Genomic DNA, 13608 nt, shown 5'->3' with positions numbered 1-13608 from the left:
CTCATGGACTTTTCCCGTTTTTTCATCGACCGGCCTATTTTTGCGGCTGTTTTGTCGATTTTGATTTTGGTCACCGGGGCTATTGCGATCCCTCTGCTGCCGGTCAGTGAATATCCTAACGTCGTTCCGCCAAGCGTGCAGGTACGCGCCGAATATCCGGGTGCCAACCCGAAAGTGATTGCTGAAACCGTGGCGACGCCGCTGGAAGAAGCCATTAACGGCGTGGAAAACATGGTGTACATGAAATCTGTCGCCGGTTCGGATGGCGTGCTGGTCACGACCGTCACTTTCCGTCCGGGTACCGATCCGGATCAGGCGCAGGTTCAGGTGCAAAACCGTGTGGCGCAGGCGGAAGCGCGTCTGCCGGAAGATGTCCGCCGTCAGGGGGTGACCACTCAGAAGCAATCGCCAACCTTAACGCTGGTGGTGCATCTGGTGTCCCCTTCCGGCAAATATGATTCCCTGTATCTGAGCAACTATGCCACGCTGAAAGTGAAAGATGAGCTGGCGCGGTTGCCGGGTGTCGGGCAAATCCAGATTTTTGGTGCGGGTGAATATGCCATGCGCGTCTGGCTGGATCCGAACAAAGTTGCGGCCCGTGGCCTGACGGCTTCTGATGTGGTGAAAGCCATGCAGGAGCAGAACGTGCAGGTTTCAGCCGGTCAGCTTGGTGCAGAGCCGATGCCAAAAGACAGCGATTATCTGCTGTCCATCAATGCACAGGGACGGCTTAAAGACGAAGACGAGTTCGGCAAAATCATCCTGAAAAGTGGTGATAATGGTGAAATTGTTCGTCTGCGGGATGTCGCGCGTATCGAAATGGGTTCCGGCAGTTATGCGCTTCGTTCCCAGCTGAATAATAAAGATGCCGTGGGTATTGGTATCTTCCAGTCGCCGGGCGCTAACGCCATTGATTTGTCGGACGCGGTGCGTGCCAAGATGACTGAACTGTCGACCCGCTTCCCGGAGGGCATGACCTGGCGTGCGCCGTACGACCCGACGGTGTTTGTGCGCGATTCGATCAGTGCCGTTGTTCATACGCTGCTCGAAGCCGTGGTACTGGTAGTGCTGGTGGTTATCCTGTTCCTGCAAACCTGGCGTGCGTCGATCATTCCGTTACTGGCAGTGCCGATTTCAGTCATCGGGACATTCAGTATTCTGTATTTACTGGGATTCTCGCTCAATACGTTAAGCCTGTTCGGGCTGGTACTGGCGATAGGGATAGTCGTTGATGACGCCATTGTGGTGGTGGAAAACGTCGAGCGAAATATCGAGGAAGGACTCGCCCCGAGAGAGGCCGCGCATCAGGCAATGCGGGAAGTTTCCGGGCCGATCATTGCGATTGCGCTGGTGCTGTGTGCGGTGTTTGTGCCGATGGCGTTTCTGTCCGGCGTGACCGGTCAGTTCTACAAGCAGTTTGCAGTGACTATCGCGATTTCTACCGTGATTTCCGCCATTAACTCGCTGACGCTCTCCCCCGCGCTGGCTGCACTGTTGCTCAAACCGCATGGCGCGCCGAAAGACTTGCCTTCTCGTTTGATCGACCGTCTTTTCGGCTGGATTTTCCGTCCGTTCAACCGTTTCTTTAATGCCAGTTCTCATCGTTATCAGAGTGCGGTGTCGAAAACGCTCGGGCGTCGTGGTGCTGTATTTGGTGTTTACGTTCTGCTGTTATGCGGTGCGGCATTTATGTTCAAAGCGGTGCCGGGCGGCTTTATTCCGACGCAGGATAAACTGTATCTGATCGCTGGTGTGAAGATGCCTGAAGGGGCTTCGCTGTCGCGCACTGATGCGGTGATCCGCAAAATCAGTGCCATGGGACTGAGTACCGACGGGGTGATTGATGCGGTCGCTTTCCCGGGACTGAATGCGTTGCAGTTCACCAATACGCCAAATACCGGCACGGTGTTCTTCGCCCTTAAACCCCTGAGCGAACGTACCCGCACGGCGGCGGAGATCAACGCGGAAATTAATGCCAAAATCTCGCAGATTCAGGAAGGATTTGCCTTCTCGATTATGCCACCGCCAATTCTCGGATTGGGTCAGGGTTCGGGTTATTCCCTGTATGTGCAGGATCGTGCAGGGCTGGGATACGGTGCGTTGCAGACGGCGATCAATACCATGTCCGGTGCCATTATGCAGACGCCTGGCATGGGTTATCCGATTTCCTCTTATCAGGCTAACGTGCCTCAACTGGATGCGCATATCGACCGCGATAAGGCCAAAGCTCAGGGCGTGTCCCTTGATGACCTGTTCAGTACGTTGCAGGTTTATCTCGGGTCGTCGTATATCAATGACTTCAACCGTTTTGGTCGTACCTGGAAAGTCATGGCGCAGGCCGATGGCCAGTTCCGTGACAGCGTGGAAGATATCGCCAATTTGCGCACACGTAACGATAAAGGCGAGATGGTGCCGATTGGCAGCATGCTGAATATCACCACCACGTACGGGCCTGATCCGGTAATACGCTATAACGGTTACCCGGCGGCAGACCTGATTGGCGATGCTGATCCGCGCGTGCTGTCTTCTGCGCAGGCGATGACGGAGCTGACTGCAATGTCTAAAAATCTGCTGCCGAACGGGATGAATATCGAATGGACTGACCTGAGCTATCAGCAGTCGACACAAGGTAACGCGGCGCTGATCGTATTCCCGATGTCGGTATTGCTGGCGTTCCTGGTACTGGCGGCCTTGTATGAAAGCTGGACGCTGCCGCTTGCGGTCATTCTGATTGTTCCGATGACCATGCTGTCTGCGCTGTTCGGTGTCTGGCTGACCGGTGGCGATAACAACGTGTTCGTGCAGGTCGGGCTGGTGGTGCTGATGGGACTTGCCTGTAAAAACGCGATTCTTATCGTCGAATTTGCCCGTGAGCTGGAAATGCAGGGCAAAGGGATAATTGAATCGGCTCTGGAAGCATGTCGTCTGCGTCTGCGACCTATCGTGATGACGTCAATTGCGTTCATCGCAGGGACCATACCGCTGATCCTGGGACACGGTGCCGGAGCGGAAGTACGCGGAGTGACGGGGATTACCGTGTTCTCCGGTATGCTGGGCGTAACGCTGTTCGGGCTGTTCCTGACGCCGGTATTCTATGTGGCGCTGCGTAAGCTGGTGACGCGTAAGAAAGTCGTCGTGGAAACACAAACTGCCTGATCTGAAAATCAGAATGCAAAAAGCCGGGAGAATATCCCGGCTTTTTTATGTGCTTTTTTAAGGTTTCACGGAAGGAAACGTTGAACGCTATTTAGAGCAGACCGAACCTACTGAGTATTCAGCAGCTAAGTCCTTGGTGCATTTGTATTTGCCACCACGCTCGAATTCCGCCAGAGCATCTGCGACCGTGTGGCGCGCCAGAACCTGGAAGGAGGCCTCTTCTGCTTCGTTAACGATATTTTTGAAATACGTACAAGCATTGGCGCTGACAACACAACGGGCAGGAACGTCAGGACGTGCGGCCCACAGGCGCTTGTCTTCTATCACCGCGCAATAAATATCACGAAGTGTGATTTCTTCCGCCGGACGACCCAAGGTGATCGAGCCGGTGCGACCGAGAGTGGAAACAATAATGCCGTGCTGCGTCAGCGGCACCATCAGTTTGCGGATAAAACTGGAGTTGGCTTCCAGACCCGTTGCTAAAATCGCACTGGTGCAGCGCTGTTCAGCCTTTTGAGACTGAGCGATACAAAACACCATCTGCATAGCTGTCGGAAAGCGATAATCTAACATGTCATTGTCCTGAGAAACCAAGTCTTAGGTTAAGCACCCTATCACAGAGGAATTACCCTGTCCGTGATCTGGTCAATAATATAACAAAAAGACACGCCGTTGTACACGCAATTTATCAATACATTTCAATCATGTAGAGCACAAATCGCTTAATAAATAGCCCCGTCAAAATCCCCTTTTCACCTCTTTAAATTCAAGCGCTTGTAAGAAAACTCAGTAGGATCAGGCAAGCATTTGTGGAGTTTTTAGACGAATACAGCACGAGATACTTAACCAAAATATAACATGACGTTCATCGATCGGTTAAAACGATCAATGGCGGAAAACCGATCGTCAGTACCCATTTGAAGTTTAAGGTCTTTGCCATGACTATGCAGACACTTTGTTTGACAGGGAACGACGATGAGGTACTTACTGAATGTTCTGGTGTATGGCGGGATTATTTTTGTTGCTCTGGTTATTCTTGGGCTTTGTCTATAACAAGCTGACTGCATCGAGTGAAAAGGATTGCGCGGATAAAGGGGAAACAGAAGAGTGCTTTTACGATTAAACTTATCAATATAATATTAACAAACTGTTCATGAAAATTAGTAATGCCAAAAAAAGCCCATCCGAAGATGGGCTTTTAATATTGATATTTGCGATTTAAATCACAGCTATATTAAATCACGAGCATCAGAACTGGTATACCAGGCCGACTGCTACGATATCATCGGTAGAAATACCGGCTGCTTTGTAGAAGTCATCATCGTTATCCAGCAGGTTGATTTTATAATCAACATAGGTAGACATATTTTTGTTGAAATAATAAGACGTGCCGATTTCAACATATTTAACCAGGTCTTTATCATTCCAGTCTGAGTTCAGATGAATATCTGAGTTCAGATCCTTGCCTTTGGATTGCAGGTAAGCAATAGAAGGACGCAGACCGAAATCGAACTGGTATTGTGCCGTCACTTCAAAGTTCTGGGTTTTGTTTGCAATCGTATCATCACGATCACCGTAACCCGTCATATTACGGGTTTCGGAATACATAGTAGCCAGATAGAGACCATTAGCATCGTATTTCAGACCTGCAGTCCATACGTCAGCTTTATCGCCGTCTGCTGTTGTAAGATTTACCTGGTCGTTAGTACGGTCTGAAGAAGCATAAGCTGCTGCTGCACTCACACCCATGCCGAAATCATAGGAAGTAGAGATGCCGAAGCCATCGCCATTTTGCTGACGCATGGAACGACCACCACGGTTATTGGTGCCTTCTCCTGTGATATCACCGTCGTTTGCGCCCTGATACTGCAGAGCAAAGTCCCAGCCTTTCACTTCGCCGAAGAAGTCAGTGTTACGGTAGGTTGCCACGCCGTTGGTACGACCTACCATGAAGTTGTCTGCAGTGGTGTAAGTATCACCACCAAACTCAGGCAGCATATCGGTCCAGGATTCAACGTCGTATACGACACCGTAGTTACGACCATAGTCAAAGGAACCATACTCACCAAATTTCAGACCCGCGAATCCCAGACGGGTCGCATTACCTGATGTTCCGGTACTGCCTTCAGAATTATCGGCCTGAATGTTGTATTCCCACTGGCCGTAACCAGTCAGCAGATCATTGATTTGTGTTTCACCTTTAAAACCGACACGGACATAAGTCTGATCGCCGTCTGCGCCAGCATCGTCAGAAAAATAATGCAAACCATCAACCTTACCGTACAGATCTAATTTGTTGCCTTCTTTGTTATAGATTTCTGCTGAATGAGCTGCGCCTGCAACCAGTAATGCCGGGATAATAATCGCCAATGCTTTTAATTTCATGATGTCATTCCTTTATCATTTAATTGAATACTTGAATTTATTATATATACATTATCAATGAGTCTAAGCTCGTGTTAATACTACCTACAGAGTTCCGTTGCTCAGTAGATAAATTATCTCTTTTGGTTTTATTATTTATTGCTAATTATTTCATTAGGCTGTTTTGATATATTCCGTGAATGTATGTGCTAAAATATATGCAAAATTTATATTTATAGTAAGGCAATGTAGTGTGATAATTTAATTTACGAGTTCCGGCATCATCACTGGAATTCGATTTACCCTTCCTTGGTTTTAACTTAATAGATCGCGCCGTGTCCCCCTTAGCGGCTTTACAATTTACCCCGCCTGACTGCGGGGTTTTTTTTTGCATAAAAAAACCCATAACCGGCGAAAGTTATGGGCTCAACAATTGAGAGAGAACTAAAATTTCTACGACGAGGTCAGAGAGACTTTCCACAACAACCTTCATAACGGAGGCTGACACTGTGCCAGGCACAAGGGCAACACCGGTTATTAAGGGTACAGCAAGCACTATCAGGAGAAACTCAGGTTAATCGCACAGCTCGTTCCAGTAGCTGAAGCGCATTAAACGTATATAGCGGTCAGGGGCGGCGAAACCAGGCCGGATCACTGTTCCCTACATCAATACCGTACAGACAACCGGTTGCCAGAAAACTTTCCAGCAGACGCGACGTGTCCTGCGCCATTTCTTCAGTCTGGTGGCGCGGCTTACGTTGAGTAATGCGCTGCCATAAGGAGCGGTGTTCAGCAGTTTGTGCGGTCGTTGACATAAAGGCCTCCGGTTATTCACGGCTTTCTGTTTAAAGCTTTTATGCAACAAGCTTTACAGACTCGTAGCAGACAGTATCTTCTGCTGGAATGACCTCAGTTAACCTTTTTCTTCCTGCAAACAGAACCAACGATTTATGCTTTCTTTATGAAGTTTTGGACTATAACTTCCCCAGCCACACACCCTCGCAGAACAGCTTCGCACACGCCAGACTGTTCTGATGACGCGTTTGCGGATCCCCTGGAGTTTGTGCCAGTTGCATCAGAATACCGGTAAAACATTGTGCCAACAGCACGGCGGAAATATCGTCACGAAACAGCTTATCCTCCTGACTGACTGCAAGATTTACAGCCATCAGATCACACAATAATCTTTGCGTTTCCTGTGCCTGAGGAGGTAACAAAAAGGCCTGTTGGGTGCGTGCATCATCTTCTGCAAAAAAGTTAAGCAATTTCCTAAAGCTTAACGCCATCCGGTCGAGCACCTGATTCTCCGCAACCTGTGGGGCAATTTGTAATGTGCGTACAAGCGTGGTCAGACGCTCGCGAAAAGCAATAACATCGTTGTCGGTCATTTGTTTATCCTCAAGGTGTGTACTGTATGACGGGAAAACAAGATTGCTATCCGTCATGAGTTCAACCTGAACCTTCTTAAAACCAATCTGTTACTCACTCATAAGAGAAGGTAAACTTCGCCTACTATCCCCATTACATTGAAAAAACGGTCAAGTTGATGAAGCCTCCTTTCCGCTCGTTGCTTTTAAGCATTTCTCTTTTTGTTCTGCCTTTGCTGTTGGCTAACATTTATTACATAGATGATAACGGGCGAGCTGCGCTCGGCTATACGAACTGGGGGCCAGATGGCAGGCCTCTGGCGGATATAGTGATAAAGGCACTTTTTCTGAGTTCCCATATATCGGATATCTTCCCTCTGCCTTTAATCGCTACCGTACTCATTCTTGCTGCCAGCCTAACGCAATTCTCTCACCATTTCCTGGCTGGTCGTTCTCTGAGTACTGTGTCACTCGTATCAATGACGGTTTTCTGCAATCCGTATTTGCTCGAAATTTTCTCATACCGCTTTGATGTTCTGACCCTTGGCTCTGCACTTAGTTTAAGTTTGATTTATTGCTGCCGGACAGATTCTGGTCGTCGCTGGTTGCGTTTTATACTGGGGACCGGAATCATCGTTGCAATCTACTGCCTCTATCAGACCATGATTAATATTGCAGTGTTTATGATTATTGCCGATTTCATCCGCAATTTACATGAAAGGTGCGAACCAACATTAATTCTGAAATCACTGGCCAGACGTATAGCTGAGTTTTTTGTAGGAACGCTGCTATATCTGAAAGTTATTTTACCGGCTACATTTTCAGGACAGGACGTTGCTAATCACCCTACGATCGCAACAAATAATATTTCTGTCACCATTATTAATAATCTGAACAGCTATCTTAATTTCGTTAACTCTACTTTGGCAAAACATCAGGGAGGCGTGCATTTCCTGATGATTATTTGTTTGATTGCAATGATCTCTGCATTGGTAATTTCATTGCGCTATCTGCGTCTTCATAAAGGTTCACTCTCACTTTTAGTTTGTTTTGGGGCTATAATTGCTCCGTGTGTAGCAGTACTGCTCATTCCGGGAAGTCTGTTGTTATTAAAAAATTCGTTGCTTACACCACGTTCGCTTGCTGGTTTGAGTGGTTACATGTTACTGACCGCGTTGCTTTTTAACTATGCTCTTCCTCAGCGTTTAAAATCTATGAACTGGTTACTGATTATTCCTGTGCTTCAGTCGTTAATTCTGGTTTACACCTACGGGAATTCGCTTCGTGAGCAAGCTAAGTTTAATGATGATCTTGTACGCCAGATAAAAACAGATACTCGTGATCTGGACTATAACTCGGTCTATTTCATTTACAGTGGTCAGTCTGCGCATTCCCCTGTTTACAATAATGCGATGGTTAATTACCCCGTGCTCTCCGTGTTAATACCTGATTACTTTAGTAACTGGTATTGGCCTGTGGGGAATATGATGATGAATGGCCTGAATCAGCACTGGGCTTCTCCTGAAACGGGTATAAATACGGACGTAAATCGTTACATTTGTCATTCGGTAATTTTTTCCAGGAATCAGGACTACATAATGTGGAAACTTGATAATGTCATTGTTGTCGATTTTAACCGGACAAATTGCCAGCAATAAAAGTTATTTTTATCTGAGTGTGGATTTGCAACTTTCAATTATTTGAATTCTATAAGTTAATGACCGTGGCTAACAATTGCACATCCCGGCACTCAGGCGTAAACCAGTAAGTAGCTCACGTAAGGCGATCGGGTCGGTCAGACCGTGCCTTGCGCGCAGCACCTGAAAAGATACCGAATACATAGAGGATAGTGGTATGTCTAAAAATGGAAAAGTGGCTTTAGTAACAGGTGGTGGTCAGGGGATTGGCCGGGCAATTGCGCTGCGTCTGGCGAAGGATGGTTTTGCCGTCGCTGTCGTGGATTATAACGCAGACACGGCGAAAAAAGTCGCTGAGGAAATCAACCATGCTGGTGGCAACTCGGTTGCCCTGCTTGCCGATGTGTCAGACCGCGAACAAGTTTTTGCTGCGGTAGAGGCTGCGACGAAACAACTTGGTGGATTTGACGTTATCGTCAATAACGCCGGTATTGCGCCGACAACCCTCATCGAAGACATCACGCCTGAAATTGTAGACAAAGTTTATAATATCAATGTGAAAGGTGTGATTTGGGGGATTCAGGCGGCGGTGAAAGCATTCAAAGCTGCCGGGCATGGCGGTAAAATCATCAATGCTTGTTCGCAGGCCGGACATGTAGGCAATCCTGAACTGGCGATTTACAGCTCGAGTAAATTTGCGGTACGTGGCCTGACGCAAACTGCTGCGCGCGATCTGGCATATCTGGGGATTACCGTGAATGCGTACTGTCCGGGGATCGTCAAAACACCGATGTGGGAAGAAATTGACCGTCAGGTTTCTGCTGCTGCAGGAAAACCGGCGGGTTATGGTACGCAGGAGTTTGCAAAAAACATCACGCTCAAACGTCTATCAGAACCTGAAGATGTGGCTGCCTGTGTTTCATATCTTGCTGGCCCGGATTCAGATTACATGACCGGTCAGTCACTGCTGATTGACGGCGGTATGGTCTTTAACTGATCCCCTTCCCGCCTGCCCAGCCTCTCGTTTCGGGAGGCTTTTTTATAAGCATAACTCTTCCCTGTCCCCTGCAAACCCGCTCAGAGCTGGGCCAGTGGAATGTAATATTCGCAGGTCACACCGTTCAGTGCTGATTCGCGGGAATACTTTTCAAGGTCGGGCTGCATGATGAACTCCAGACCCAGCGTCGGTAAAAATACTGAATACAGATACAGGATAAAATCATTCAACCGGCTGAGATCGTAAGGATAATTGATCTTCAGATAACGGCTGGCCGGAACCAGGATGGTGTGGCTGTCACTGAGTTTTACCTGATGCGCTACGGTGTATTCCATCTGCAGGGCATTGGCGACTTCGTCGTGAGTATCAGGGCGGCAATCTGAAAGTCCCCAAACCGGTGCCAGCAGGGATTCCGGCGTTTCCAGATAGCGCAGCAATTCGGCACGATGAACGTGGTTTTTACTGTTGAACAAAGCTTCTATCGGATACGAATGGACGACGGTTTCCCCTTCGAACGCCATTTCGGGCAAATCGACAATTTCATATTTCGGTTGAGGAAACTCATCGACGGTCAGCGGTGCGGTGATCCCGTTCATTGTCCATGACGCATTGCGGCGGTACATCCCCGGTGTTTCTGCAAAGTTCTTTTTGAATGAACGGGTGAATGTTTGCTGCGAGTCATAAGAGTAATACAACGAAATATCGAGGATCGGCATATTGGTAAGACGTAACGCGATCGCCGCCATGGTCAGACGGCGGTCACGGATGTATTTGCCCAGTGCGTAACCCGTTTTACTTTTAAACAAACGCTGAAGATACCACGGAGAATAGCCGGTTTTTTTCGAGGCTTTTTCCATGGTCAGACGGTCACTTAAGTTGACTTCGATCCAGTAGAGTAACTCTTTGATCAGGTCATCGTGAAAATCAGGTTTTTGTTCGCTCTGCAAAATGAACTCCCTGTGCAGCTATAAAGTTGCGCGGCTTAGTGCGCAACAGATTTTGAAAACACGTTCACTACGATGACGCCCGCGATGATCAGCCCCAGGCCAATAATCGCCGGCGTATCCAGCTTTTGTCCGTAACCAAACCAACCAATCGCAGAGACCAGAACAATACCGACGCCGGACCAGATGGCATAAGCAATACCGGTCGGCAGGGTTTTCAGAGTCAGAGATAATAAGAAGATGGCAATCGTATAGCCCAGCAATGTAACGACGCTTGGCCATAAACGGGTGAATCCTTCCGAGCTTTTCAGACTGCTGGTCGCGATGACTTCCGCCACAATAGCCAGTCCGAGAAGCAAATATGTTTTAAACATCTGTCGTTTCCTTACTGCAAGAGTTATGAGCATACAGCTCATTTTCAATGGCGCGGCCGAGGTTGTATTGCGCGCAGGTCGGGCTCAGTCCGAGAGTTTCCAGTCGCGACATGGCATCCATGCTGCTGCTCAGGCCAATCAGGCGCCAGGAAATATGCTCCGGCGATTCGCCCTGCACAAACTCCCCTTTCTGTCTGCCAAAGCTGATGGCATCAGACACCAGCTGATGCCAGTCAGACACTGAAAGTGCGAATGCAGCCTTCATCAGCGGTTCCTGTTCGGTCAGCAACATGGCTTCATGCCAGAGAGGGATCGCCATCAGAGATTCTGCGTCTTGCGGATCAACCAGCAACAGGTTCAGCCGTTCGCGGGCTGTCAGAGTCAGAGACTTTTCTTCCAGCTGGGCTTTGAGGATTTTCATCACCTGCGTATAGGCCTGAGCCCGCAACTGAGCGGCGCTGGAAAAATGATGATGAACCTGACCGGTTGCCGCACCGGCTTCTTGCGCGACACGACGAACGGTGGTCGCGGCCAGTCCTTCACGGCGGGCAATTCGCGCAGCAGCTTCCAGAATAGTATTGCGACGGGCTTCTTTACACAGGTAGACCACTGAAAAATCCGAAGCAGAGTAGGCAGATGAGGATAATGCCAAGACTTGGACGGATGTTCAAGATTTTTTGAGAACGTTCATTCACCTGTGATTTTATATAGGTAAATGACTTGCAATCTCTGTGAAAATTGTACTCGCCGCAAATGACAGCAGCCTGACGTTTCAGGCCACTTACTGATCAGTACACACAAAACTCGACGCTGACCTGATATCACCCTGCCCGTTATATTTCGGATACAACGGGTAATCACATAAGGGCATTTCACGTCCTGCCGTCGGTTTGTTGACATCAATCATAACTTGCTGCCCGGGTGGGATCCCATGATCGACCCACTTATCCAGCGTGCCGAGTGAATCCCAGCTCGCACGAAAAGTTCCGCTGCTGTGGGTAAAGCCGGGTGCCAGGTAGAAGCGTGCAAACTGACGGAGCTCTTTCTCGCCGAATTCCGCTTTCAATTTTTCGTAATACGCTACGGTATTCCCCGGTGGTACTGCCATGTCTGCGGTACCGTGCATCAGCAGCAACTTACCCCCGTGCTGTACAAAGGCGCTGAGGTTCGCATCGTCGTTATCGACCTGCGCAGCCAGCTCTTTGAGGCGCGGCTGATGTGAGGCCGGGTCGAATTTCAGAGAGTCGTAATCCGCATTACGCATGATTTCATAACGAACAGCCTGATCGCCCATCATATAAGGAAAGGAAATAATGATATTTGTGGCTTCGGGTTTCGGCTTGTCTGCGCCGGAGCCAAATACGCTGACCAGCGCGGAAGCGTCAGCACCGCGTAATATCGGCCAGGGCGCAAAATGATCGCCGGTAGGCAGTTTTATGCCAAGTTGTACGGGCTTATTCAGCAGGTCGATCAGCGCTATTTGCGTGTCTGAAAGACAATTTGACCCGGTATCTTTGCCCTGCGGACAACGCAGATGCGCAATTTTAAATGTCGCACTACAGGCATCAGGATTGGCGACCACGCCGTCGGCCAGACCGTCCAGTTTATCGCAGGCACCGGTCACGGCGTTGGCAATCAGCGCGGCTTTTGCTGGTGAAATCCACGCACCCGGCGTGTTGTAAATTGCCTGCCCGATACGGATACCCGCCATGTGCAATTCGACGACGTTGTAAACCGGATGAATGGCGATCGCGCCGTCATAGTCGAGCGGGAAGCGCTGAATTGCAGCAAGTGCTTCGTGTCCACCCTGAGAATTGCCCTGAAAATACAGGCGCGAGGGTTTTTTACCGTAAGCTTGTGTGATGAGTGCGACCGCGACATCGTGGGTTTTCTTAATCTGAGCACCGGCAAAATTATCCCAGGCTTCCTGGTTGAGAGCAAAAGACGCATCGGAGACGCCGCCCTGATGCCCGGAATCGCTGCCAAAAGTCGCGTAACCTTGTTTCAGCGCGCCGGGTGTAGCGGCTGGCGCCAGCCGGGCAGTATCGGCATCCTTAACGGCACCGTCGAATCCGCTGCCGCCGAGTTGCAGGGCTTTACCATTCCATATGAGGGGCAGGTAAAGCTGAAAATTAATATCAGGTGCTGTCGCATCAATGGGTTTAATCAGTCCTTCGAGTTTGCAGTGCTGATTACCGGGATGACCGGCCATCGCAACATTGGTCACCAGCGCGCCGCGGGTTGGCAAACCTATTTTGGCAGCATCGATGCGGGAGTTTTTTAGGGCCACGCATTGCGACTGGGTTATACCTGCCGGGGACGCTTCGGCTACATTTGCTGAGAACAAATTAGCGAAGAACAACGCAAAACAAAAAGTATAAAAACGCGCATTCATCAGACAGCTATCATCCCATTGCGTAAAAGTGGCAGTTTGTCATTAAATGATCTGCGAAAACAGCCCTCCGTGGAGGAAATAGTCACTCACGACATGTTGGATATGGCACACACATCTCATCACGCAAACAAATGAACTCAGGTGTAATAGCCTCATTATTTATGATTAGAACTGTTTTTTATGTGTATATGCCAGGTGCTCTGTAATTAAAATAATATATCCACTGTGAGTTATCATTTTAATGAATGATATGGCTGCGTGTGTATTTAATATTGGCATGATGAATGAAATAAAACTAATTTTTAATTTGTCTCTCATTGGTAATTAAAGGTATATTGCTGCCGCTCGCCTGGTTGCGAGTGCGATTAATATTA

11 protein-coding genes are annotated in these 13608 nt (G+C 48.7%); 3 read left to right on the top strand and 8 right to left on the bottom strand.

Going from position 1 to position 13608, the window contains the following annotated elements; genetic code table 11:
- Window positions 1-3: 3 nt before the first annotated feature.
- A complete protein-coding gene (gene oqxB, locus EC840_RS04770) occupies window positions 4-3156 on the top strand; it encodes a multidrug efflux RND transporter permease subunit OqxB (protein ID WP_112286682.1) in 3153 nt (1050 codons plus the stop codon).
- A gap of 87 nt (window positions 3157-3243) precedes the next feature.
- Here oqxB and EC840_RS04765 read toward each other — a convergent pair whose 3' ends face one another.
- From EC840_RS04765 to EC840_RS04750, 4 genes are all read right to left on the bottom strand, one after another.
- Window positions 3244-3729, bottom strand: coding sequence for an Rrf2 family transcriptional regulator (locus EC840_RS04765; protein WP_132964132.1), 486 nt, complete (start codon window positions 3727-3729; stop codon window positions 3244-3246).
- 675 nt (window positions 3730-4404) lie between these two features.
- The gene (gene ompC, locus EC840_RS04760; RefSeq protein WP_132964131.1) at window positions 4405-5541 is read right to left on the bottom strand and encodes a porin OmpC; all 1137 of its coding nucleotides are present in this window, start codon (window positions 5539-5541) and stop codon (window positions 4405-4407) included.
- A 605-nt stretch (window positions 5542-6146) separates the two neighbouring features.
- Entirely contained in the window at window positions 6147-6335 is a 189-nt protein-coding gene (locus tag EC840_RS04755; protein WP_129640055.1) for a hypothetical protein, read from the bottom strand.
- 159 nt (window positions 6336-6494) lie between these two features.
- On the bottom strand, window positions 6495-6908 hold the full coding sequence (locus tag EC840_RS04750) for a hypothetical protein (RefSeq protein ID WP_132964130.1): 414 nt from the start codon (window positions 6906-6908) through the stop codon (window positions 6495-6497).
- Between the two features lie 158 nt (window positions 6909-7066).
- Between EC840_RS04750 and EC840_RS04745 the strand changes: the two genes are divergently transcribed.
- Both EC840_RS04745 and EC840_RS04740 read left to right on the top strand, forming a co-directional pair.
- Complete coding sequence (locus EC840_RS04745; protein ID WP_132964129.1) at window positions 7067-8545, top strand: glucosyltransferase domain-containing protein; 1479 nt, start codon at window positions 7067-7069, stop codon at window positions 8543-8545.
- 196 nt (window positions 8546-8741) lie between these two features.
- On the top strand, window positions 8742-9521 hold the full coding sequence (locus EC840_RS04740; protein ID WP_129640057.1) for a (S)-acetoin forming diacetyl reductase: 780 nt from the start codon (window positions 8742-8744) through the stop codon (window positions 9519-9521).
- 80 nt (window positions 9522-9601) lie between these two features.
- Here the strand turns inward: EC840_RS04740 and EC840_RS04735 are convergent, their stop codons facing one another.
- The 4 genes from EC840_RS04735 to EC840_RS04720 form a co-directional block, all read right to left on the bottom strand.
- Window positions 9602-10468 carry a helix-turn-helix domain-containing protein gene (locus EC840_RS04735; protein WP_120163806.1) on the bottom strand — a complete coding sequence of 289 codons (867 nt, stop codon included), beginning with the start codon at window positions 10466-10468 and terminating at the stop codon, window positions 9602-9604.
- Between the two features lie 35 nt (window positions 10469-10503).
- Window positions 10504-10839, bottom strand: coding sequence for an SMR family transporter (locus EC840_RS04730; RefSeq protein ID WP_113878269.1), 336 nt, complete (start codon window positions 10837-10839; stop codon window positions 10504-10506).
- Entirely contained in the window at window positions 10832-11449 is a 618-nt protein-coding gene (locus EC840_RS04725) for a TetR family transcriptional regulator (protein ID WP_132964128.1), read from the bottom strand. The genes EC840_RS04730 and EC840_RS04725 overlap by 8 nt, the downstream gene beginning before the upstream one ends.
- Before the next feature lie 171 nt (window positions 11450-11620).
- Window positions 11621-13129: a tannase/feruloyl esterase family alpha/beta hydrolase gene (locus EC840_RS04720; RefSeq protein ID WP_243701017.1), complete on the bottom strand. Its 1509-nt coding sequence runs from the start codon at window positions 13127-13129 to the stop codon at window positions 11621-11623.
- Between the last annotated feature and the right edge of the window lie 479 nt (window positions 13130-13608).

The organism is Rahnella sp. JUb53, assembly GCF_004346065.1.
In the GTDB taxonomy this organism is placed as follows: domain Bacteria; phylum Pseudomonadota; class Gammaproteobacteria; order Enterobacterales; family Enterobacteriaceae; genus Rahnella; species Rahnella variigena.
This window is presented reverse-complemented; position numbering and strand designations above follow the sequence as displayed.